Below are 25,640 nucleotides of genomic sequence, written 5' to 3' on the forward strand. Positions count from 1 at the left end.
GGATAAGATATTTTTCTTAAACTTTTTCAATCAGTGTAAGAAAGTTTCAACAATTACTAAAGAATGTGGAAATATTGATAGAACAACTGATAATCATTCAATGATTCAACAAACAGATTTTTATCAAAAACGAAAAAGTGATTACGAATTATTTAAAGAAATCAAAAAAATTAAGAATCCAAAGTTTAAAGATAAATTTTATTTACGAATTGTTGAATATGATATGTTAAACAATTGTGATAGTCATGTGTTCAACAAACTACCTATAGAAGAAAAAGAAGCTATATTTAATATTATTAAAGAAGTGTTTACCACGCCCTATATTAGAGAAAATATTTTGCAAGATATAAATGTGAGATATAAAAATGCAGTTCAATTTGTATTAGAAGATGATTTCAAAGGATTTTGTGAGTATTTCAAATGGTTAAAGTCTGGGAAGAAAAAATTTTCATACAGTGATAATGGAAGACTCCAAGCAACAGATCTTAAGCAGAAATTTTCTTTAGAGGTGCATTACGCCAATCTATTGGAAATTACTGAAACAAAGAAATATACATATATACAAATTTTGTTATCTAATATTGATGAAAGTAGAATTAGTGGCGTTTTGATTGAAAGTCGAACGTTATTTAGTAACAACATAAATATTAAAGACTTGTCATTTGATCATAATATATTAACAGTCAAAATAGATCATAATATTTTGAACAGAATGGCATTTAATATCTTCAATGTTTATATAGTTTATGATGGTTATAAAAATTTAAACGTGAAATTTGGCTATGAAAAGCGAATTAAAAATTGTGAACATAACGTTACATTCTATCCAACTGTAAATGGTAACTTATCGATAAAACATACAAAATCTAAATAATACTTTAAATAGTGTCTTTTAGCTTATAAATTTATGTGATACGATATAACAGATTAGAATATTAATAGGTGACAAGTATGGACTTGTTGACGTTTCAAAATTAACGTAGCGCCTTTCATTGCATATACAATGGGGGGTGCTTTTTATTTGGAGGAGCTATGGTTAGATTAAATATCATTATTATTTGTTTATTGTGTTTCGTAGCAGGTTTAACAGAACTTGTTATTTCAGGGATTCTGCCTTATATTGCAGAAGAATTTGATGTATCTATTGGGACTGCAGGTCAGGCTGTGACGATATTTGCTTTTGTCTTTGCTTTATCTGGACCTTTAATTATCGCCTTTACGACACACATCAATAGAAAGAAATTGTTTGTAGGTTTTATAGTTCTATTTATATTAGGTAATTTATTGACGCTCATTAGTTCAGGTTTCTATTTATTTATGGCATCTCGTGTCATCTTAGCAGTGGGTGTATCGATGATTATTGCACTTTCACTATCGTTAAGTGTGAAACTTGTTCCGGTTCATAGGCAATCACGCGTTATTAGCATATTGATTATGGCAATCAGTGCATCACTGGTTCTTGGTATTCCAATAGGGATTATGATTAGTGAATATTTAGGATGGAAAGCGATATTCATATTTGTAACGATTGTTTGTACTATTATTCTTGGACTCATTATCAAATATTTCCCGAGTAATATAACAATTGAGAAAGTTACATTACTAGAACAATCTAAAGCACTATTAGATTCACGTATTACCTTTGCACATTTAACAACGTTTTTCTTTTTCACTGGTCAAAGTATATTTTACATATACTTCACACCATTTATAACAGAAGTACTCCATTATTCAGCAAGCACTGCAAGTATGTTGTATCTTGCTTATGGTGTTAGTGCTGTATTTGGAGGTGCAATGAGCGGGATATTAGTTGAACGTATTGGAACAAAAAGCACACTAGTCATTGTGATTTTATTTTATACATTAACTATGTTATCCATTTCCGTTACTTCAAATTGGTTTGTCATCATGTTTATTAATACGGGGATATGGGGGATGTTAGGTTGGGCAATTAATACGCCACAACAAACATACCTTATAAATTTAAGTCAAAAATATGCAAGCTTTAATCAAACGTTTAGTACGTCAACGATTCAGTTTGGCATTGCAATGGGATCGTTACTTGGTGCACTATTACTTGGCGCAATAGAATCATATTACGTCTTGATATGGATAGGAAGTTCCGTAGTTGGTGTAGGCTTTATATGCTTACTCATTTCAATTAAACAATCTCAGAAAATATAAACAATAATATAAATTTGTGGAGACACCTTTGTTTGAATCTCGGTTACTCGTTGACGAGATTCATTGCAAAGGTGTTTTATTTTGTAATAACAAAAAATTTTTAGAATTTTTAGTTTTTTTGGTACTATTTAAAGGATATTTGTATATAATAAAGTTATATTGCACAAATAAGGGGGATTTTTTTCGTGAATTTAATTTTTAAAAAATTATCAATTGCATCATTAACTGCTGTATTGGCACTGCCATTTATAGCACCAAATGTATCGGCAAATCAAGTAGCGCCGAATGAGGACCGTTTACTAGATACTTTGGAAAAAGAAGGTGTTGTCGAATCTTCAAGTACACCTAAAGAAAAAGAAGAAAAACTAAAGAAATATATGGATGGTAAAGGTGAGCAATACAACCAAAAATACATACCAAACCAAGGAAAGTTCGATAAGCGTTATAAAAAAGGGGATAATGGTAAACGTTTAGGAAAAATGAACAAAAATGAAAAAGAAATGTATAAGAAAAAGAATAACGGTAAGCGTGTTGATAAAATTGAAAAAGAACCATACAAAGGCAAAGTTAGAAAAGATAAAGTATTAGTATTAGCAATGGAATTTCCAGATTACCCAAATAGTTCAATTACTAAAGATGAAACAGACATGTATTATGACGATTACCCAGTTTCACATTTTCAAGATATGATATTCGGTGAAAATGGATATTCAGGGCCAGATGGTCAAAACTTGATGAGTATGAAACAATATTACCAAAATCAATCAGGTGGTAGTTATGATGTAGATGGTAAAGTTCATGGATGGTATAAAGCAAAGCATCCTGCAAAATATTATGGTGGAAATGTACCAGATGAAAGTGGCAGTGATGGCAAACCGAAAGAACTTATTAAAGAAGCTTTAGAACAAGCAGCACAAGATAAGAATTTAAATTTAAGTGATTATGATCAATGGGACCGTGACGATATAGATGGTGATGGTGTTTATGATGAAAAAGACGGTATAGTAGATCACATTATGATAATTCACTCAGGTCCTGGAGAAGAAGCAGGTGGCGGTAAATTAGGAACTGATGCAATTTGGTCACATAGATGGTCACTTGATTTTAATGAAAAAGGGGAACCATACACAATTCCAGGAACTGATTCTGGTCTAGATAATTTTGGTGGAAAATTAGCTGCGATTGACTATACAGTTCAACCTGAAGATGGAGCAGCTGGAGTATTCTCTCATGAATATGGACATGATTTAGGATTGCCAGATGAATATGATACAAAGTATACAGGTAAAGGAGAACCAGTATCATTTTGGTCAATTATGTCTTCTGGAAGTTGGGCAGGTAAAGTACCAGGAACTGAACCAACAGGATTTGATCCGTATATGAAAGAAATGTTACAAAAGCAACACGGTGGTAACTGGCAAACAGGCAGTGAATTAGATGCTACTGAATTTTCAGGACAGACTTCTGAATTGATAGATGAAGCTGCTACTAAAGGTACGAATAATGACGCTATTAAAGTTAAATTACCTGACAAAGCAACATTATTACAAAAACCAATACAAGGTAAGAAAGCTTACTGGAGTGGTTCAGAAGATGATTCTCAAAATTCAATGGAAACATCTTTAGATTTAACTTCAGCGAAACAATCAGAATTAAACTTTAAGACTTGGTTTGATATTGAACCAGGATTCGATTATGGTTATGTCCAAGCGTCAACAGATGACGGAAAAACATGGGAAAACGTAAAAGGCAATATCACAAACAGTGATGATCCAGAAGGAAGCGGTGCTAATCAAGGCAACGGTATAGACGGCAAATCAAATGGCTATAAAGATGCGCAATTTGACCTATCAAAATACGATGGCAAAAAAGTAAAACTTAGATTCTTATATTCAACTGACAAAATGGAGTCTTACCCAGGATGGTTTATTGATCAAATTAAAGTAACGTCTGAAGGTAAAGAAATTTTGAGTGATGATGCAGAAGGTAAATCTAAATTTGAATTACAAGGATTTAAACAAAGTGATGGAAATCGTTACGACGAGAACTATTATTTATTACAATGGAGAAACTTCACAGGACCAGATGCAGGACTACAACACATTAAACGTGGTGGCGGTATGATGTCATACAATAAAGGTCTGACTGTATGGTATGTAGATAAGAGTTTCTCAAATAACAACGTAAAAGACCATCCAGGACAAGGGTTCATTAGTATCGTTGACGCAGACCAAAATGCGTTAAACTGGACGAAAAAAGGTCTTAAAGACGACCCAGCAACAACACAATTCCAAATTAGAGATGCAGCATTCAGCTTAGATCATCAACCACAATTAAAAATGAAAAACGATGAAGGCTATCAATTACATGATAAAAACATTAAGAAAAACCCATTATTCGATGATAGCCAAGATTATTCAAACAAAGGCCAACAAGATGCAGGTGTATTATTGCCAAACCACGGTCTGAAATTTGAAGTCGCAGCAAAAAGTAAAGATAACACAGTCGGTAAAATCAATATTTCAAAATAATAATAAAAAACGACCTTATACGATGTATAAGGTCGTTTTTTATACAAATGGAGGGCCATTATGGAAATAAATTTAACAAACTATCAAACAAGCTGGGTGGATAAATATAAAGAAGAATGTGAAATTTTAAATGAAATTCTGGGAAATGAAGTTATTAAGTTTGAACATTTTGGGAGTACAGCAGTTGAAGGTATGAAGGCAAAACCAGTAGTTGATATGATGGTAATAGTTAAAGATATAGAGAAAATAGATTTATATAACAAAAAATTTGAATCACTAGGTTATGATGTAGCGGGTGAATGGGGTATCGAAGGAAGAAGATTATTAAGAAAAGGTGGCAATAGGCGAACACATCATATACACATATACGAATATACAAACAAAGAAATAAAAAGGCACTTATTAGTAAGAGATTATTTAAGAATAAATACAGAAGAAGCCCAAAAGTATAGTGAGATGAAGGCGTCTTTAGCTGAAAAATATAATAATACATATGATTACAGTAAAGGAAAAAGAGGCTACGTAAGTGAGTTAGAACAAAGAGCTATAACATATTTTGAGGGTATATAAATATAATAAAATAATTGATTAACAAATATGTAAAATGTTACCATTAATAAAATAAATATTTAAATGTATTAATGTATATGGAGGTGTCAACATAGAATGGATTTCGTAATGAAATATATGTTTCATATTAGGTTTGCGCTTATAGTGATATTTATATTTTCTAGTATCATGGTTATAGAAACTAAATATGCCGAAGTTTTGTTGATGACCTTTGTCATTATATTTATAACATTATTATATGTTTTAAGTTCTATTGAAAAAAAGTTTAAATCAATAGATTTGAGCGTTTTTAAATTTTACACTGCTATACGTTTTATACTGATATATGTAGCTTTTGCTGCTATGATTTTTATTAGCTATTCCCCAAACCTTTCTAAGGAATCTATTTATTTCGTTAGTGTTTCAGTAGTTTTTTGGGTTATTAACTATTATTTAGAATTTAAAGAGAAAAAGAACTTAATAAATCAATCGGAAGAAAAAGAAGAAACATTTATCAATAGATAAATGTTTCTTCTTTTTAAATTGTATAGTTAATGATGAATATTAGGAAGATAAGAACAATAAATTGGATTTGCGGTCCAGATAAATGGTTATGTGGCCCGAAAAAGAGAAATGCGGTCCAGATAAATGGTTATGTGGCCCGAAAAAGGGAAATGCGGTCCAGATAAATGCTTATGTGGTCCGAAAAAAGGAACTGCGGTCCAGATAAATGCTTATGTGGTCCGAAAAAAGGAACTGCGGTCCAGATAAATGGTTATGTGGCCCGAAAAAGAGAAATGCGGTCCAGATAAATGATTATGTGGTCCGAAAAAGAGAACTGCGGTCCAGATAAATGATTATGTGGTCCGAAAAAGAGAAATGCGGTCCAGATAAATGATTATGTGGTCCGAAAAAAGGAACTGCGGTCCAGATAAATGGTTATGTGGTCCGAAAAAGAGAAATGCGGTCCAGATAAATGATTATGTGGTCCGAAAAAGAGAAATGCGGTCCAGATAAATGGTTATGTGGCCCGAAAAAGAGAAATGAAAGCTTCAAGCATAGAATACTAACCATCGTATTGAAAAATGTAACTATTAGCTTTAAACTTGGAATAAGAATGTAAGCGTTTTACTTTATAATGCGAAAAAAATTGGGCGATAAGAGGGTATAAGTGATGAACATGAAAAAAATTGAAATAGAAAAGAAATTAGAAGAAATCTTTAAAGATAGATTATTGCTTGATACGGCAGATTTAGTGTCTTATGGTTTTGATGCGTCATTTGGTCAATATATGCCTGAATTTGTTGTACAAGTCTTATCTACAGAGGAAGTTCAACAAGTTGTTAAATTAGCAAATGAATATGTCATGCCAGTATATGCTCGAGGTGCGAGTACAAGTCTCTCAGGAGGAGCATTGCCAGTCAAAGGTGGGATTGTTATGGATTTCTCACAATGGGATGATGAATTTGAAATTTATCCTGATGATTTAATTATTAAGACAAGACCAGGTGTGCGAACAGGGAGAATTCATGAACTTGCAGAAAAACATAATTTAATGTATCCCCCAGATCCATCTTCTTCAGTAGTATGTACAATAGGTGGTAATTTAGCTGAAAATGCTGGTGGACCAAGAGGTATTAAATACGGTGTAACGAAAGATTATGTGATTGGATTAGAAGTTGTAATGGCAGATGGTGCGGTAATTCGTACAGGCGGGCAAACTATTAAAAATGTAACAGGCTATGATTTAACTAAATTATTAATTGGATCAGAAGGGACTTTAGGTATCATTACAGAAGCAACGTTACGTTTAATTCCAAAACCAATTGACACAAAAACTGCCATGATTATATTTGAAGATTTATATACTTCCGGAAAATCTATTTCTAAAATTTTAACTTCTGGGGTAAGACCTTCCAAAATGGAAATATTAGATCATAATGCATTAAATAAAGTTGAGGACTATGCAGGTTTGGATTTACCAAGAGATGCAGCAGCAATTTTACTAATTGAAGTTGATGGTGAACCCGATAATTTGATTAAAGAATTAAATATTATAAAAAAAGCGCTTAAAGAAATTAATGTTGAGAATATTGAAATTGCTGAATCTAAAGAAGCGGAGAATAAATTGTGGCAAGTTAGAAAACTTGTTTCACCTGCTGTTGTGGAAAGTGGATATACCAAAATTTCTGAAGATGCAACCGTACCTTTAAGCAAAATCCCAGAAATGTTTAAAAAAATAGATGAAATTAAGAAAAAATATGATTTAAATATAGTTGTATTCGGACATGCAGGGGATGGGAATTTACATCCAACCATTAATACAAACATGAGAGATGAAGAAGAAGTTCGTAAGACTGAGGATGCAGTTGAAGAAATATTTAATTACGCAATAGAAATAGGTGGCACACTTTCAGGTGAACATGGAATTGGTGTTATGAAGAAAGCATTTATTAAAAAAGAAATGGGAGAAGATGGCGTCCGTTATCAACAAATGATTAAACGAGCATTAGATCCTAAGAATATTCTTAACCCTGGGAAAATATTCCCCGAAGAGGGAGAGGAAAGGTTAGTGTTGCGAAATGAATAATACTTTAAAAGAAAGATTAGACTATGAAGCAACGTTTGATTGTGTGCAGTGTGGTTATTGTCTACCAGTTTGTCCTACATATATTGCATTTGAAAAAGAAAAGCATTCACCTCGTGGACGAATAAATTTAGTGAAAATGGCAGCAGAAGGTAAAATCTCAGTTGAAGATATGAGTGAAGGTATTGATTTATGTTTAGGGTGTCGTGCATGTGAAACAGTTTGTCCAACGCATGTTCGATATGGGGATATGTTAATGTCTGCAGTTGAAGTGATAAAAGAAGATAAAAAAATGAATTTGCGTGAGAAATTAGTGCGTAACGTTGCCTTTAAACGTATTCTTCCTAAAAAAGGCGTAATAAGAAAACTTAATTATGCACTGTATTATTATGAAAAATCAGGTGTAAAAAATATTGTAAATAATAAGCAATTACTAGGCAAAGATAAGAAATTTGCAGAATTAAATTTAGCCTTACCAAGTGTTAAAAAAACTAAAAAAATAAGTAATGTAAAAAATACAAAAAATAATCAAGAAAACATGAAAGTCGCTTTTTTCCAAGGATGTATTATGGATACGTTCTTCTCTAAAATAAATGAATTGGCCATAAAAATTATGGAAACTCATGGTGTTGAGGTACATCAAGTTCCGAGTCAGACTTGCTGTGGAGCGTTGCAACATCATGCAGGAGAAACGCAAGATACAATTGAATTAGCTAAAAAGAATATAGCAGCATATAGTGATGAAAATGTTGATTATATCGTCAACACAATTGGTGGTTGTGGTGCTTCGTTGAAAGAATATGACAAGCTTTTTAAAAAAGGTAGTTATTGGCACCAAAGAGCATTAAAATTTGTAGAAAAAGTAAGAGATATTTCAGAAATCATGGACAAACTTACTTTAGAATTTAATCGTGAAATACCTTATCAAGCAGTCTATCAACCTTCATGTCATTTAGAAAATGTACAAAAAGTATTTGATGCGCCAAAGGATATTTTAGAAAATGTGCCCGGACTTCAGATGTTAAATATGGAAGGTCAATCATTATGTTGCGGCTCTGCTGGTATATACAACATTATACATTTTGATGAGTCTATGAAAATTTTGGACCATAAGATGAAACATGTACAAGATGCTAAACCTAATCTCATTATTACGTCGAATCCTGGGTGTCATATGCAAATGCAATTAGGAGTAGAACGAGAGGGTTTAAGTAAACATGTGAAAGTGAAACATATTGTCGAAGTCGTTGCAGAAGCATGTGAAATAAGGTGTTAGAGCACAAGCTATGTTAAAAGATGGCACATTATGAGATGATTTCGTTTTTGAATCTGGAAGACATTCGTTACATGTATTACATGCACCATCACCCGCAGCTACTTGTTCAATTGAAATTGGAAAACAAATAGCTAGTGAAGCAGAAATCACAAATAAATGAAAGGCTGATACATAAACCATAACCGTAATTCATCATCGGAGTTTAACTACGGTTATTATCGTAAGGGTTGATTTTTAAATGATATATTTTTTATTGTTTGTAAATGGATTAAAATGGAAAAAACAAAGGGTGTGTTGCGATGGAATGGGTAGTATATAGTAAAGATAATATACCAGAGTATTTTAGTGAAAGCTTAAGTAATCAGAACGGAAAGTATAATTTAATGGAACGCCTTGTATTTCAAATTAAAGAAAATGTGTTTGATGATTATTATATAGCTGCTGTATTCAACAATAATAAAATCGTTGCACACATTGTCCATACACCGCCTTACCCAGTTCAAATTGCAATTTTAGTTGACGCTGATGAAGTGATACAGTTTATCTCTAAACACTTGAGTGATCATAATTTGAGTAGTAGAGGTATTGCCGGCGATAAAGAAATGATGGAAAAGTTAGCGAATAAACTTTATGAAGATTGGCACGTCAATTTGAATGAAGGTGTCTTTGTTTGTCATGAAGTTATAAATGAATTTAAAGATGTCCCGGGAAATACGAAAATTGCTCAGCAAGAAGATGAAATATTATTAAAAGAATGGTACATCGCAGCAATGATAGAAATGGACTTAGAAATTGAACTTAAATATAAGAATGAACAGCAAATAAAAGCAACAATAGATGGCTGGATAGTAAATAAATTGGGACAATTTTGGATGAAAGAAGAAGAACCCGTTTCGTTTGTGAAGTTTGTACCTGTGCAAGAATACTTTGCTCATGTCGGTATGGTGTATACACCTAAAGCATTTCGTAAAAATGGTTATGCGGCTCGAAATGTTGCTTTATTAACTAAACAATTATTAAAAACGTTTAAATACACAACATTATATACAGATTTGAATAATTCAACATCTAATAAAATTTATAAAGAAATAGGTTATAAACAAGTTGCGGAATTTATTCAAATTTTGCCCGAATAGTTTTGTTAACTGTGGTAAAGCTTTGTACGAAACTATAATTTATTGATATATTGAAACAAAGGATATATGTTTGAAATTTAGATAAGGGGTGGTTACAAAGTGGAATATAATTTTCAAGTAGATAAAGAATTTGCACAAGACTTGGATAAACAAGATAAATTAAATCATATAAGAGATAGGTTTTATGTAAAAGATGATGAGATATACATGGATGGTAATTCTCTGGGGTTAGCTTCTAAAGATGCAGAAGAAAGTTTACTTACTATGTTGGATGTTTGGAAGAATGAAGGAATTAAACTGTGGAACATTGAACAAGGTAAGTATTATGAATACGCAAGACGATTAGGTAAAGATATGGCTGGATTAATTGGCGCAAATCCAGATGAAGTGATTACTGTAGGTAGTACGACTTCTAATATCCATCAAGCTATTTCAACATTGTATAAGCCAACTCATGATCGTTATAAAATTTTGGTAGATGATTTGAACTTTCCAACTGATCGTTATGCAGTGGATAGTCAAGTGCGTCTTCATGGATATGAAGTGAGTGAAGCGGTCAAAGTAGTCAAAAGCGCTGATGGAATCTTCATTGATGAAGAAGCTGTTATTGAAGCAATGACTGATGATGTTGCATTAATATTGTTACCAACTGTTTTATATAGAAGTGCTCAAGTTCTCGATATGGAGAAGTTAACAAAAGCAGCACATGCCAGAGGAATCTTAATAGGCTGGGATTTATGTCATGCGATTGGTGCGATTGAGATGAATTTCAGTACTTTTGAACCTGATTTTGCGGTTTGGTGTACATATAAATATTTATCTGGAGGGCCTGGTAGTACGGCAGGATTATATATAAATAAGAAGCATTTTGATAAATCTCCTGGTTTAACAGGCTGGTTTGGAAATAAAGATGAAACGCAATTTCAGTTGTTACATGAATTTGATCATCAACAAGATGCATCAGGTTGGCAAATTGGAACTCCTAATTTACTATCAATGGCACCTCTTGCAGGATCATTAAACATTTTTAAAGAAGTAGGTATGAGTAGAATAAGAGAAAAATCATTACATATAACAGCATATATGATGTATTTAATAGATGAAAAATTAAATCAATACGGTTATAAAGTGGAAAACGCAAGGGAAGATAGTAGACGAGGTGGACACGTTTGTCTAACACACGATGAAGGATATAGAATATCACAAGCATTAAGGGATAAAGGTGTCGTTCCTGATTATAGAGAGCCAAATGTGATTCGATTAGCTCCAGTTGCACTATATAACACATATGAAGAAGTCTATCGTGTGATTGAGATTTTAGAAGAAATCGTCAAAGAAGACATATACAAAGATTATTCTACAAAACGTCATACAGTAATTTGATCTACTAATTCGCTTAAGAGAGGATGTACAAATTACAATGAAATCCAAAGGTATATGGAAGAAAAATAAAGCTTTTACTATTAAAGGCGAATCGACTGGTTATGAAATAGTGACTAGTCCTCAAGATGATGAATTAGAAGATTTTTCAGCTAGACCGATGGAAATATTACTAAATGGAATTATAGGATGCATGGGTGCATCAATTTGTAATATTATGAGACACCATATGAATAAAGTCGAAGATTTTGAGATTGTTGCTGATGGAATACGTGCTGAAGTGGATCCTAAATATTATACGCATATTGATTTTTACATAAATATTAAAGGTGATATACAGGCAAAGGAAATAAAGCGTGCGACAAAATTATCAGAAGAAAAATATTGTTCAGCAATCAATTCTGTCAAAGCGACGACGAAATATTACATTAAGCTGAATGATAAAGATTTAGAAATTGACTAGTTTATTTAATTGTTTAAGTGGACTATTTAAATAAGAAGATACTATAGAAATTTATGATTCAAAAGGCAAAACAGCTCTTGTTTTGCCTTTTTTGTTGTACAAACTTTAATTTATGAAAATATCTAAAAATTCAAAAATACGTAATATTATTTAACAATTATTTCAAAATATTACTTTAAATATACAAAATGCTTACAAAGGTTTATTTCTAAGTTAGAGCATGATAGATTAGTTTCAGACATTTTGAAAGGGAAGGTAAACAGGAATGAAAAAATTATTAACAACATCTATAGCAACTCTAGGAATATTATCATTCGGGATCGCACATCATGAAGCAGACGCAGCTGAACAAACAATAGAAGGAAATCAGAATAGTCAACTTACTACTGGGTATGCAAATGGCTCTTATTACACAATTGATCAAAACGGGAACTATCATCACACTTTAGATGGTAATTGGAATCAATCAATGTTTGATAATAAAGAGTATACTTCATATCAAGTAGATGAAAATGGTGTATATCACTATTATTATTTCGCAATTGATGACAATGATTACATACCAAGTCAATCAGATGATGCAATCAATCAAAACGGTTATCAAACTGAAGCGAATCAAGATGATACTAGCAATCAAACTAATACAAACAACGAAGCAAGTGCAGACGTAAATAATCAAAATAATGCATCTCAAGCAAATACAAATCAAACAAATGCAAATAATCAAGTAGCACAAGAAAATAACCAAAATGCTCAACCAGCTACTAATAACACTGATGCACAAGCATCAAATGAAAGTTCAGAAGGGAAAGCACAAACTTCTTCTGAATGGTTAACTAAACATCCTAAATTCCAAGAATATGGTCAATATCATGGTGGTGGTGCACATTACGGTGTGGATTATGGAATGAAAGAAAATACACCAGTATATTCATTAGCAGATGGTACTGTTATTCAAAGTGGATGGAGTAACTACGGTGGTGGTAACCAAGTTACAATTAAAGAAAAAAATAGCGACTACTATCAATGGTATATGCATATGAATAAACTTAATGTTCAAAAAGGACAAGAAGTTAAAGCTGGACAACAAATTGGTCAATCGGGAAGTACAGGTAATTCAACAGCGCCTCACTTACATTTCCAACGCATGAAAGGCGGAGTTGGAAACCAATATGCTGTTAATCCAGAATCATATGTTAATAACAGATAATAATATTTAAATATAAGAACCAATTCAGTATCTTTGACTTTATACTGAATTGGTTTTTATATTTAATTTGGAAACGCTTACTTGATGATGGATAATTCAAATAGGAATGATTAATTCTATTCCATTTTATTGGAATATTCTAAATATTAAAACTTATATTAATATTATTGAAATTTCAAAAATATAGGGTTAAACTATTTCTTAACTACTTTTAAAAAGCAAGGGTATCAGAAAGGAAGCGATTTCACATGAGTAAGATGACGCGGGAAGAAATGGTTGAGTCAGTACCTCAACATGGGTTTTTTGGACATCCACGCGGATTAGGTATACTATTTTTCGTTGAGTTTTGGGAACGATTTAGTTACTACGGTATGCGCGCAATCTTATTGTATTATTTATATTTTACCGTTACACAAGGCGGGCTAGGTTTAGATAAAGTAACAGCACAACAAATCATGGCGATGTACGGGTCATTAATATTTATGACAGGTATACTCGGTGGATGGGTTGCTGATAGATTATTCGGTTCAAGGCGATCACTAATGTATGGTGCAATTTTAATAATGGCAGGACATATTGTACTTTCATTACCTTTTGGTTTGGGAGCATTTTTAGTTTCGATGATTCTAATCATTATAGGATCAGGTTTAATGAAGCCCAATATTTCAAATGTTGTTGGAGGGCTATATCATAAGAACGACAGTCGCTTAGATGCAGGATTCGTTATTTTCTATATGTCAGTTAATATGGGAGCATTATTATCACCATTAATAATAGATAAAGTAAGACTTAATATAGGATTTCATGAAGGCTTTTCAATTGCAGCATTCGGGATGTTTTTAGCAGTAATTGCCTACCTTTTCTTCCAAAAGAGAAACCTAGGGGAAGTAGAAAATCATCCTTCCAATCCATTAAATACAGAAGAAAAGAAAAAATACACAAAGATTTTTACATATAGTGCAATTCTTATTATCATTTTATTAAGCATACTGTACTTCATTGGACAATTAACATTTAATTCAATTAGTTTAATTGTACTTGTACTTGGAATCATTATTCCAATCGTATATTGGTTAATCATGTACAAAAGTCCTGATATTGATAAAGTTGAAAAAGGCCGTTTATTAGCATATGTACCTTTATTCTTAGCAGGTGTATTATTTTGGAGTATTCAAGAACAAGGCTCAAATGTATTAGGTGTATTTGCTGAAGATAGTACGCAACTAGATTTAAATGCATATGGTATTAACTTTGTTATTCCAGCAGGTTGGTTCCAATCGATTAACCCAATATTTATAGTCATGTTTGCACCAGTTATATCATTTTTATGGCAAAAATTAGGAAGGTTTAATCCTTCAACACCATTAAAATTTGTAATAGGATTAACTTTAGCAGGATTATCATTTATCGTTATGATGATTGCGATGGAACTACAAACTACAGAATTAATGAATCCAATTTGGTTAGTACTGAGTTTCTTCATATGTGTAATTGGAGAACTTTGTCTATCACCGACTGGATCAAGTGTCTCAGTAAAACTTGCACCAAGTGCGTTCTCAGCACAAATGTTAAGTTTATGGTTCTTAACAAATGCAACAGCACAAGGTATTAATGGACAACTTGTAAAACTAATCGAACCATTAGGACAGAAATATTACTTTGGTCTTATTGGTGCAATCGCAATCGTTGTTGCAATTATCGTGTTAACATTAACACCAAAAATTAAAAAACTAATGCAAGGTATACATTAATATAAAAAATCGAATTCATTAGCTTAAGCTAATGAATTCGATTTTTTTATTTAGAATACTTCAAAAACCATTAATCGGGGTTGTCTTATTGTGTCAAATTAGTTTAGTTAAAACTAATTTTTTCTGATGCATATAAAGCTATACGTATATCTAATGAACGAATTGGATCTTCTACAGAATGACCTATGATTTCTTCGCATTTTTTAATTCGATATTTCACAGTATTTCTGTGTATAAAGATTTCATCAGCAGTTTTAGTGATGTCACATTGGTTATCCATATATACTTTGAGTGTTTGTTTAAGTTCTTTTTCTTTTGTCTTTTTTGGATAAGCAAGTGTGCCTAAAGTATAAGTAATAAAAGGTTTGAGTTTGCTTTCTGGTATAAGTTGTAAAAGTTCTTGTATGTTTTTTGATTTATAAACATTTAAAAATGCTTTATTTCCTTTATCGACTTCAGTTTCATAAGCTTCATTGGCTTCATAAAATGAACTTGGTAGTTGTGAGAATTCTGATACTGCATTTCCGACTCCAAGTGAAATGTTTCCTTCGAAAAATTTAGTGTATTCTTTTTGGATGTATTTACAATAGTCTAAGTAATATTGATGTCTTGTTTGTAGTAAAATAGCAAATCTATAATTACTCGGTAGTGCGAATACGGTTATAGATTGATCAATGTCATGTAACATGTTCGTTAACCAAGTTGTAGTCATTTGATAGCGTTCGTTTAAATAAACACTGTTTTCTATTCCATCTTGTTTATCAATTGCACAAATAATAACTTGATAGAAGTCGGATAAGTGTATGTTATAGCGTTTGAATAAATCAGGATGTTGTTTTATGGATAAAGTGTTCTCTGACATTAAAGATTCAAAGAATTGATTATTATCTTGTCGTTGTGCGATTTTAATTCGACTGTTTTTATATATGGCAAAACTTATTGTTGTAACGGCTTGTTCAATTGTTAGAAGACTAAATGGATAACTTAGCGTATCTACATTAGAAACCATTAAATAGTACGGGAAGTAGTTAAATGCTGGTACTTCGAATATGACATGTTGCTCATTGAATGACGATTCATTGTTTTGAGTGATGTCTTTTGTAGATTTGTAACGCTTAAAGTAATTTAAATTTTTATTTAATAAAGCCTTATCTTGCCTATAGTGATAACTAACAGTTTCAACATTATCAAAAGGATTAATGAGCATGATGGGTACTTTCAATAGTTTACTAAATCTTTCTACGATTAATTTCTCATCATAGCCTTTGATCAGCATTTGATTTAATTCTTGTTGTAAATTTAAGGCGTAGCTCATTTTTTCGGATTCATCGTCAGATATAAATGAAGAAATTTGATGTGTTAGTTCTCCTAAGTTCCAACTTTCTGGAATTTCAAATATAGGAAATTGAAGTGAATCAGCATAATCTAATACATCTTGGTCAATAGATTTTAAGTATCTAGAAACTTTAATGCCAAGACCGGCAATGTTAATGTCATTTAATTCTTGTATTAAAATTTTTAATTTAGATTGATCTTCTGTATAGTTCATTGCAGTGGTAAGTATAAATATTGAAGATGAAGTAAAATTTTTAATATCTTGGTTTTCTGTTATATCAAGGCCTTCTACTTTGCGGTTAAGGTCTCCATTTTTGTTTAGTAAAAGTATGTTTGAGAAACGAGGCACTTCTAATATTTCTTTAAGTGACGTCATATTTATACCTCCTTTTGTTCGTTTAATATAAAATTAATAAAAAATATGTCATTTCAAACAAAGAAACGCGTTTGTATTGGTTGTAAAATAGTCATAAAGATTATACATATAATCCTCTTTAAAACAACTAAAGGAGAATCATTTATGGTTGAGCAGGGTAACGGAATCCCATTAGATTCCAAACTTTTTGAGAAACGTGGTTACAATAAAGATATCATGCCCAAGCCCGTAGAACAAAGAAATTCATCAGCATTCAATTTCTTTACGTTATGGATGGGAGCTGTACATAATATACCTAATTATACAGCTGTTGGTGGATTTTTACTATTAGGGCTTTCACCCTTGCAAGTTATAATTGCACTAGTATTAAGTTCATTCTTAATAGCGTTATTACTTGTAGCAAATGGATATGCTGGTTCAAAATATGGTATACCATTCGCTATGCATTTAAGGCACACATACGGTGATATTGGTGCCAAACTACCGGGGATATTACGTGGTGTAGTTGCCGGTATCGCTTGGTTTGGTTTACAAACCTATGCAGGTTCACAAGCATTATTAATTTTGATTAGTAAAGTGTTCCCAGGATTTACGCATATTGGGGATGGTGCAACATTTCTTGGAATTACAATTCCTGGATTTATCGCATTTATCATATTCTGGGTAATTAACTTTGCAATTGGTTTTGGTGGTGGCGATGTACTTAATAAATTCACTGCATTTTTAAATCCTTTAATCTACATCGTATTCGGTGGTATGACGATTTGGGGAATCTACGTTGCAGGTGGCGTTGGTAATATCGTGCACTATGATTTAGATTCAAATTCAGGGTTATTATATCCTGCACTACTCGCATTCTTCCTAATATTTAATTCATTATTAGGTGTTTGGGCAGGACCGGGTTCAAGTGTTGCTGACTTTACTCAAAATTCTAAATCAACAAAATCACAAATCATCGGTCAAACAGCAGGTATTGTGGTAGCACAAACTTTATTTGCTGTAGCGAGTGTTTCAATTATAATCGGTGGTTCAATTTATATTGGTCATCAAGAGTGGAACATCTTAACAATCATTAACGAATGGAGCAGCTTCTGGGCTATATTAGTAGCACTTGGTGTTTTATTATTAACAACAATTTCTACAAATGCTACAAGTAATATTATTCCAGCAGCATACCAATTAAGTGCACTATTTCCTAAGATTGTTAACTACAAGAGAGGCGTAATGATTGCTTCTATAGTAAGTGTTCTTATAATGCCATGGAAAATGATGGAGAACGAAGATAGTATTTTCGTATTCTTAAATATGATTGGTGCGATTTTAGGACCAGTAACGGGTGTTATGATTGTTCACTTCTACTTTGTAGCTAAATGTAAAATTAACATCGATGAATTATACTTTGATGTTAATGTTAAAGAACGCGCAATTCCGAAAGTTAACCAAGCTGCTTACATTGCAACAATTATTGGTGTAGTAGTATGTTTATTAGGATTTTTACCAGGATTTAAAGTGATTTCAGACTTTTCATGGTTTATAGGATTCTTATCTTCTGGTTTAATTTATTTATTACTTAAATCTTTAAACAAAAAAGAACAGGGGGCATAAATATGAAATTCGATTCAATTATTAAAAACGGTTTAGTTATTCTAGAAAATGGTGAACAAGAAGTTGAAGTAGGTATTAAAGACGGCAAGATTGCTTCAATTGGACATGACTTAGGTGAAGCAGATAACGTTATTGATGCTAAAGGATTAATCGTATCACCAGGTATGGTTGATGCACACGTTCATATTACAGAACCAGGTGGCGGATATAGAGATAGCTGGGAAGGATATGAAACAGGAACAAGAGCTTCAGCTAAAGGTGGCGTTACTTCATTTATCGAAATGCCTTTAAACCAAGTTCCAGCTACTGTTGATCATAAATCTATCCAAGAAAAATTTGACGCTGGTAAAGGTAAGTTATCAGTAGACGTAGCAAGTTACGGTGGTTTAGTACCATTTAACTTAAATGGTGGTATTCAAGAACTAGACGAAAATGGTGTAGTTGCTTATAAATGTTTCGTTGCAACATGTGGAGATCGTTCTATTGAAGGAGACTTCATGAATGTTGATGATTATTCATTATATGAAGGTATGAAACAAATTGCCAAAACTGGTAAACTATTATCAATTCATGCTGAAAATGCTGCGATTACAGATCGTTTAGGTGAAATAGCAAAAGCTAATGGCGAAACAACATTAAGCGCATATGTTGATACAAGACCAGTATTTACAGAACTTGAGCCTATTCGTAAGATTATTCTTTTCGCTAAAGAAACAGGTTGCCGTGTACATATTGTACATGTTGCATGTGAAGAAGGCGTAGAAGAAGTTGTTAAAGCTCAACAAGAAGGTGTAGATATTACATGTGAAACGTGTACACATTATTTATACTTCTATAAAGAAGAGTTAGACGAAATTGGACCAGTTGTTAAATGTTCACCACCAATTCGTGAAAAATCAAGATTAGAAGGTATGTGGAAACAAGTATTTGATGGCAACATTTCATTTGTTACATCAGACCACTCTCCATGTACACCTGATTTAAAAGATACAGATAACGCATTTGAAGCTTGGGGCGGTATTGCAGGCGTTCAAAACAACGTAGATGTATTATTTGATGAAGCTGTTCAAAAACGTAATATGTCATTGAAACAATTTGCTGACATTATTGCAACTAACCCAGCAAAACGATTTGGTTTAGACGCAAAAGGTAGTATTTCAATCGGTAAAGACGCAGACTTTACATTCATTAAGAAAGATTCACCTTACACAGTGGCTGCTGAAGACTTAGCTTATCGTCATCAAATTAGCCCATACGTAGGTAGAACTATCGGAGCGCAAGTCGTTAAAACAATTTTACGTGGTCAAGAAATTTATGATATAGAAAAAGGTATTTCAGACGAAGCAAACGGTCGTTTTATCTAATAATGACAAATGATCGTATCATTTGTTAGTTAAACACAAAAATAATAGAACACATTACTAGGAGATTGTCCTAATAATGTGTTCTATTTTTATTTATAAAATATTAAAATCAATGCGGAGATTGTTTGAACTTAAAGTCTCTTACATATATTGGCCACTCGGACGTTTATGCTTTAACAAATGACTTCCTTCTTTGATACTTGTAATATTGTATCTATTAGGACTTGAGTGCCTTTTTCAATTTGTTCAATTGTCGTTGATTCTAATGGAGAATGACTAATGCCGTCTTTGCATGGGATAAATATCATGGAAGTTGGACAGATCTTTGCTAAATTCATAGCATCATGACCAGCACCACTGAACATATATCTATGACTTATATTTAATAGAGAAGCAGATGACTCAATGATTTTGGCAATTTGTTGATTTAAGGCAACCGGTTCTTCCTGACCTAAATCTAATAATTTATATTCTATCCCTCTTCGTGTCGTAATTTCGGATATTTTCTTTTGGATTTCACTAACAACTTGTTCTCTTGGTCGGGTTGTTTTACCTCTAACATCTATAAGTAAAGTGACATCACCTGGTATAGCATTCATCGTGTTTGGATGTACATTCGCATAACCAACTGTGGCAACTACACCTTCTTTATGGAACTGTTGTCCTATGTTTTCAACAGCTAATATTACCTCTGAAGCAGCGGTTAATGCATCACGACGCATTGGCATTGGAGTTGAACCAGAATGGCTCGTCGTACCTTCTAACTTTAATTTGAATCGATGAGGTGCTGCAATGTGTGTGACGATGCCGATGTCTTTATGTTTGTTTTGAAGAATAGGTCCTTGTTCAATATGCATTTCTAAAAATGCTTTAATATCTTTCTGTTTTCTAGGTAACACGGTTGTGCTGACATCTTGTTTCAATGATTGTACGACGTCATATAATATTTCCCCATCATTATCTTCGATTTTTCGCATAGCATCTTGAGTTAAAAAACCACAAAAATATTTACTCCCTAACGTAGCTTGATTAAATCGAGTTGATTCTTCTGCACTAAAAGCGATTATTTCGATTGGATGATCTGTTTCAATATTATTGTCATTCAAATGACGAACAACTTCCAATGCGCTAACCACGCCAAGCAATCCATCGAACTCACCACCGTCGATAACAGTATCGATATGTGAACCAATAAGGACAGGTTGTAAATTCGAGTATTTTCCATTTCTTCTTGCAATAACATTTCCCATTAAGTCAAAGTAAACATTTAAACCTTCTTGCTGACAAAGCATAGAAAATTTTAATGCTGCAAGTCGTTCATGATGTGTAAACGCAATTCGATTAATGCCGCCAGTTTCGTTATTTCTTCCAAATTGATTAAAAGTTTCTAATGTTGAAGATATTCGTTTAGTATTCATCATTTACCTCACTTAGGTTATTTAAAAAATGAACGACTTCATTATAAATCTCCTCATTTGATGGAGATGTTGTACGATCGAAATCATGTTCTTCAGATTGAATGGTTATGCGCTTTGTTTGAGTGATATGTTGTTCAATAAATTTACTTTCAGAGTAGGGTACATCTGGATCTTGGTTACTATGTACAATTAATGTTGGTGGTAAAGCTTTCAATTGAGATGGCGTTAAGTTATATGACGAATCTGTTGAATGTTCCACACCTAAAAATTTAAACCAACTGCCATTTGCACGAGCATATAAATACAGAATATAGCGTTGCTGAATTGGAATAGATGTAATTGGTTTTGGTTGAATCATCGTATCAATTAATTGGGCTGTGATACTCGCTGTTAGCTTTTTATAACCTGCATGCGATCTTAAAAATTGGGGTACATGAATACGAGCGTACCCATAAAAATCTATAATACCTGAAACTTCTTTTACTGAAGCAATTTGGAATGCTAAATATGCCCCAGCAGAACGACCAAATACAAATATAGGGAGATCGCCATACAACTGATGCGTTAAGTCATAAGATTGACATGCATCTTTAATGATGCGTTGAAGGTTAACTTCAGGTGCCAATCTATAGGGTGCTATGATGATGTTATATTGTTTGTTAAGAATGTTTAAATACGTATTTGGTAAATCATCAGGAACGCCAGCTAAAAATCCACCACCATGATAATAAATGATTGACCCTTTTGCTTTATCTTCAAGTGATGGTAATACTTTAATATTTAGCTGATAGCCATCTTGAGAGATGATCGTTTCGTGTATTGGATCCAAAAAATCACGTCCTTAAAAAATGTAGAATTCTCTAAATATATTATCTCAATCAAATCTTGAATAGTATTTGTTTATTGTGCATAAAAAACTATGCCTTAATTGTTTGAAATGTAGATGAAGTGACAAAAATTAAACTTTATAATAGATAAGAACGAATAAAGGAGTTGTGTCGAATGGATATTAAAACGACTTTTGAAGAATTAGATAAACTATTCACTAGTTTTGGTGGTTTAAGCCAAGGTGGAATTACACGTTTATTGTATTCTTCTGAATGGAAAGAAGCCGTAACGCAATTAGAAAAAACTTTCAAAGAAATTGGGTTAGCTACTCAATTTGACGATGTAGGAAACTTAACTGGTAAATTAGAAGGTACTAAATACCCAGATGAAGTTATTTTATCTGGATCACACATTGATACAGTTGCTGAAGGTGGTCACTTAGATGGTCAATTCGGTATTTTATCAGCGTTAGTTGCAATCCAATCTTTAAAAGAAGAATTCGGTGCGCCTCTAAGATCTTTAGAAGTATTATCGTTAGCAGAAGAAGAAGGTAGCCGTTTCCCATATGCATTTTGGGGAAGTAAAAACTTCTTTAATTTAGCTGATAATAAAGATGTAGAAGATATTGAGGATGCAGATGGTATCAATTTTGTTGATGCTATGCATGAAGCTGGCTTTGATTTTAGAAAGAACACGACAGTGAGAAACGACATTAAAGCATTTGTTGAAATGCATATCGAGCAAGGTAAAGTGCTTGAATCAGAGAATAAATCAATCGGTGTAGTAAATGGTATTGTGGGTCAAAAACGTTATACAGTTAACTTAAAAGGTGAAGCAAACCATGCAGGAACAACACCTATGGGACTCAGAAAAGATACAGTAGTTGCATTTAGCAAAATCGCAACAAAATTAACTGAAAGAGCTGAAGAAATCGGCGATCCACTTGTACTTACATTTGGACATGTTGTACCAGTACCAAATACGGTTAACGTTGTTCCAGGTGAAGTAACGTTCTCAATTGATTGCAGACATATTGATCAAACAATATTAGACCAATTTGCTGAAGAAATCGAAGGAACAATTAAATCAATTTGCGAACAAAGTGAAATTGAATTTGATATTGACCGTTGGATGGACGAAGAACCAACTTTAATGGACGACAGATTAGTCAAAGTTGTTGAACAAGCTGCTCAAAAAAGAGTAGGTAGTGAATATAAAGTGATGCCATCAGGCGCAGGTCATGATTCACAAATATTTGCGAAATATGTACCTACTGCGATGATGTTTGTACCTTCAATTGCAGGTATCAGTCACAATGTTCATGAAGAAACAAATATAGAAGACCTAGTTAAAGGTATTGAAGTACTTAAAGAAACACTTTACGAATTAGCCTATAAAGAATAATACAAATAAAGGAGAATTTATTATGGGATATTTAAATCATAATCAAGGATACAGAGAAGGACTTTTAGAAACACGTTCTGTTATTAAGAAAGACAATTACGCAGTTATTACACCAGACGGTTTAGTAAATAACGTTGTACCAGGCTTTGAAGATTGCGACATCACAATTTTAGGAACACCAAGATTAGGTGCAAGATTTGTTGACTACTTAGTTACATTGAAAAATCAAGGCGGTAATAAACAAGGTTTTGGTGGTAACGGTATCCAAACATTTATCTATGTTGTATACGGTAAAATTAATGCATATGCAGATGGTAAACAATATCAATTAACTGAAGGTGGCTATTTATACGTACCTGCAGACTTAGAAATAACATTTGAAAATAATAATAACGGCGAAGATAGCCGAGTATTCTTATACAAAAAACGTTACCAACCTCTTGAAGGACACAAGCCAGAAGTTGTTTCAAATAACGTAAATGAAATGAAACAAGAAGCATATGAAGGTATGGAAGAAGTACTTGTTCAAGATTTACTTCCTAAAGATATTGCTTATGATATGAACATTCATATCTTGTCATTCAAACCAGGTGCTTCACATGGTTACATTGAAACTCATGTACAAGAACACGGCGCATATGTATTAAGCGGTAGAGGTATGTATAACTTAGATAACGAATGGCAACCAGTAGATAAAGGTGATTACATCTTTATGGGCGCTTATGCACCACAAGCAACTTATGCAGTAGGTTTAGATGAGCCATTCGCATATATCTATTCTAAAGATGCAAACAGAGATATCGAACTATAAAGGAGATAATCGGCAATGACTGAAGAAGCTTTAGTATATGTTGAACGTAACGAATTACGACAACTTATGAAAGATAAATTAATGAATGCAGGCTTACCAGAAGTTCAAGCTGATAAATCCGCAGACTTATTAATATTTGCTGATGAAAGAGGCGTTCATTCGCACGGTACTGTCAGAATGCAATATTATTCAGAACGTATTTCTAAAGGTGGTTATAAATTACAACCTGAATTGAAATTCGAACAAACTGGACCTGCTTCAGGCGTGTATCATGGTGACAACGCTTTAGGCCATTACGTAGCTTATGAAGCGATGGAAGAAGCAATTAAGTTAGCAGAAACATCAGGTATCGGTATTGTTGGTGTTAAAGAGATGGGCCATAGCGGCGCAATCGGATATTTCGCTAAACAAGCTGCAGAAAGAGGAATGGTTGCATTAACTGTATGTCAATCAGATCCAATGGTTGTGCCTTTCGGTGGAACAGAACCATATTTTGGTACAAATCCAATTGCGTTTAGCGCACCTAGAAAAAACGGCGTCCCAATTTTGTTTGATATGGCTACAACTGTTCAAGCATGGGGCAAAATTTTAGATGCTAGAAGTAAACATAAATCTATTCCTGATACTTGGGCTGTAGATGATAAAGGTGAGCCAACGACTGATCCACATAAAGTAAGTGCATTATTACCAGTAGCTGGTCCAAAAGGATACGGACTGATGATGATGGTTGATATTTTGTCAGGTAGTTTATTAGGTTTACCATTTGGTAAACACGTGACTTCTATGTATAAAGATTTAACAGAATATCGTAGATTAGGACAATTACACATTGTAATCAATCCTGCATTTTTCGGAGATAAAGAAAGATTTTTAGAACAAGTTTCTGAAATGGTTGATGAACTACATGCAGTTCCACCTGCTAAAGGATTCGATAAAGTATATTATCCTGGTGAAATTCAAGAAGATGTTATCAAGAAATATCAAGAATCAGGTATTCCAGTTGCAGCAGAAATTTATGATTATTTAAAGTCAGATGAAGTTTATTAAAAAATAAATGAAGAGGTGACGTTATGCGTCTTTCAAAAGAAAAATTATTTGATCTCATGAAACAAAAATTAGTTAAAGCAGGTTTAAACGAAGAAGCTGCATCAGATGTTTCAGATGTATTAACATTTGCTGACCACCGTGGTATTCACTCACACGGTGCTGTACGTGTTGAATATTATGCAGAAAGAATAGCGAAAGGCGGCATTACGGCTCATCCGAATTATTCATTTAAACAAACGGGACCTGCTACTGCTACTTTCGATGGTGATAATGGACCAGGACATCAAGCAGCTAAACAAGCTATGGAACGCGCTATTGAAATGGCACGCGAAAATGGTGTGGCTGTTGTTGGTGTTAAGAATATATCGCATAGTGGCGCGTTAGG

20 protein-coding genes and 1 pseudogene are annotated in these 25,640 nt (G+C 33.0%); 18 read left to right on the top strand and 3 right to left on the bottom strand.

Annotation, left to right across the window (positions count from 1 at the left end; genetic code table 11):
- The 12 genes and pseudogenes from CD111_RS12430 to CD111_RS05375 form a co-directional block, all read left to right on the top strand.
- Positions 1-874 (top strand): annotated as a pseudogene (locus tag CD111_RS12430) (hypothetical protein); the annotation flags it as partial.
- 158 nt (positions 875-1,032) lie between these two features.
- Positions 1,033-2,184: an MFS transporter gene (locus CD111_RS05320; RefSeq protein ID WP_095085368.1), complete on the top strand. Its 1,152-nt coding sequence runs from the start codon at positions 1,033-1,035 to the stop codon at positions 2,182-2,184.
- Between the two features lie 185 nt (positions 2,185-2,369).
- Positions 2,370-4,715: an immune inhibitor A domain-containing protein gene (locus CD111_RS05325; RefSeq protein WP_095085370.1), complete on the top strand. Its 2,346-nt coding sequence runs from the start codon at positions 2,370-2,372 to the stop codon at positions 4,713-4,715.
- A gap of 60 nt (positions 4,716-4,775) precedes the next feature.
- Positions 4,776-5,285: a GrpB family protein gene (locus CD111_RS05330; RefSeq protein WP_095085372.1), complete on the top strand. Its 510-nt coding sequence runs from the start codon at positions 4,776-4,778 to the stop codon at positions 5,283-5,285.
- 96 nt (positions 5,286-5,381) lie between these two features.
- The gene (locus tag CD111_RS05335; protein WP_095085374.1) at positions 5,382-5,789 is read left to right on the top strand and encodes a hypothetical protein; all 408 of its coding nucleotides are present in this window, start codon (positions 5,382-5,384) and stop codon (positions 5,787-5,789) included.
- 655 nt (positions 5,790-6,444) lie between these two features.
- Positions 6,445-7,854: an FAD-binding oxidoreductase gene (locus CD111_RS05340; RefSeq protein ID WP_188350577.1), complete on the top strand. Its 1,410-nt coding sequence runs from the start codon at positions 6,445-6,447 to the stop codon at positions 7,852-7,854.
- Positions 7,847-9,127 (top strand): (Fe-S)-binding protein, encoded by a 1,281-nt coding sequence (locus CD111_RS05345; protein WP_095085378.1) that lies wholly within the window; start codon positions 7,847-7,849, stop codon positions 9,125-9,127. The genes CD111_RS05340 and CD111_RS05345 overlap by 8 nt, the downstream gene beginning before the upstream one ends.
- 299 nt (positions 9,128-9,426) lie before the next feature.
- Positions 9,427-10,263, top strand: coding sequence for a GNAT family N-acetyltransferase (locus CD111_RS05355; protein ID WP_095085380.1), 837 nt, complete (start codon positions 9,427-9,429; stop codon positions 10,261-10,263).
- A 99-nt stretch (positions 10,264-10,362) separates the two neighbouring features.
- Entirely contained in the window at positions 10,363-11,646 is a 1,284-nt protein-coding gene (gene kynU, locus CD111_RS05360) for a kynureninase (protein ID WP_095085382.1), read from the top strand.
- Between the two features lie 37 nt (positions 11,647-11,683).
- Complete coding sequence (locus CD111_RS05365) at positions 11,684-12,106, top strand: OsmC family protein (protein ID WP_095085384.1); 423 nt, start codon at positions 11,684-11,686, stop codon at positions 12,104-12,106.
- Positions 12,107-12,371: 265 nt separating this feature from the next.
- Entirely contained in the window at positions 12,372-13,316 is a 945-nt protein-coding gene (locus CD111_RS05370; RefSeq protein ID WP_095085386.1) for a M23 family metallopeptidase, read from the top strand.
- Positions 13,317-13,564: 248 nt separating this feature from the next.
- Positions 13,565-15,067 carry a peptide MFS transporter gene (locus CD111_RS05375; protein ID WP_095085388.1) on the top strand — a complete coding sequence of 501 codons (1,503 nt, stop codon included), beginning with the start codon at positions 13,565-13,567 and terminating at the stop codon, positions 15,065-15,067.
- 103 nt (positions 15,068-15,170) lie between these two features.
- On the opposite strand, the gene CD111_RS05380 is transcribed toward CD111_RS05375, so the two are convergent.
- A complete protein-coding gene (locus CD111_RS05380) occupies positions 15,171-16,778 on the bottom strand; it encodes a PucR family transcriptional regulator (RefSeq protein ID WP_095085389.1) in 1,608 nt (535 codons plus the stop codon).
- A gap of 144 nt (positions 16,779-16,922) precedes the next feature.
- On the opposite strand from CD111_RS05380, the gene allW reads away from it, so the two are divergent.
- Together allW and allB are read left to right on the top strand one after the other, a co-directional pair.
- Complete coding sequence (allW, locus tag CD111_RS05385) at positions 16,923-18,383, top strand: allantoin permease (protein ID WP_095085391.1); 1,461 nt, start codon at positions 16,923-16,925, stop codon at positions 18,381-18,383.
- 2 nt (positions 18,384-18,385) lie between these two features.
- Positions 18,386-19,747: an allantoinase AllB gene (gene allB, locus CD111_RS05390; protein WP_095085393.1), complete on the top strand. Its 1,362-nt coding sequence runs from the start codon at positions 18,386-18,388 to the stop codon at positions 19,745-19,747.
- Between the two features lie 173 nt (positions 19,748-19,920).
- Here allB and CD111_RS05395 read toward each other — a convergent pair whose 3' ends face one another.
- Both CD111_RS05395 and CD111_RS05400 read right to left on the bottom strand, forming a co-directional pair.
- Positions 19,921-21,165, bottom strand: a complete 1,245-nt coding sequence (locus CD111_RS05395; RefSeq protein WP_095085395.1) for a Zn-dependent hydrolase — start codon at positions 21,163-21,165, stop codon at positions 19,921-19,923.
- Complete coding sequence (locus CD111_RS05400) at positions 21,155-21,994, bottom strand: alpha/beta hydrolase (RefSeq protein ID WP_095085398.1); 840 nt, start codon at positions 21,992-21,994, stop codon at positions 21,155-21,157. Before CD111_RS05400 ends, CD111_RS05395 begins: the two co-directional genes overlap by 11 nt.
- A 173-nt stretch (positions 21,995-22,167) precedes the next feature.
- Here CD111_RS05400 and allC point away from each other — a divergent pair, with 173 nt between their 5' ends.
- From allC to CD111_RS05420, 4 genes are all read left to right on the top strand, one after another.
- Entirely contained in the window at positions 22,168-23,397 is a 1,230-nt protein-coding gene (gene allC / locus CD111_RS05405; protein ID WP_095085402.1) for an allantoate deiminase, read from the top strand.
- Positions 23,398-23,419: 22 nt separating this feature from the next.
- Positions 23,420-24,208, top strand: coding sequence for a (S)-ureidoglycine aminohydrolase (gene allE / locus CD111_RS05410; RefSeq protein WP_095085406.1), 789 nt, complete (start codon positions 23,420-23,422; stop codon positions 24,206-24,208).
- Between the two features lie 15 nt (positions 24,209-24,223).
- A complete protein-coding gene (allD, locus tag CD111_RS05415) occupies positions 24,224-25,255 on the top strand; it encodes an ureidoglycolate dehydrogenase (RefSeq protein ID WP_095085409.1) in 1,032 nt (343 codons plus the stop codon).
- Between the two features lie 23 nt (positions 25,256-25,278).
- Positions 25,279-25,640 (top strand): Ldh family oxidoreductase (locus CD111_RS05420; protein ID WP_206124222.1); only part of this gene is annotated, 362 nt, incomplete at its 3' end.

The sequence above is a fragment of the Mammaliicoccus stepanovicii genome, assembly GCF_002902525.1.
Lineage (GTDB): Bacteria > Bacillota > Bacilli > Staphylococcales > Staphylococcaceae > Mammaliicoccus > Mammaliicoccus stepanovicii.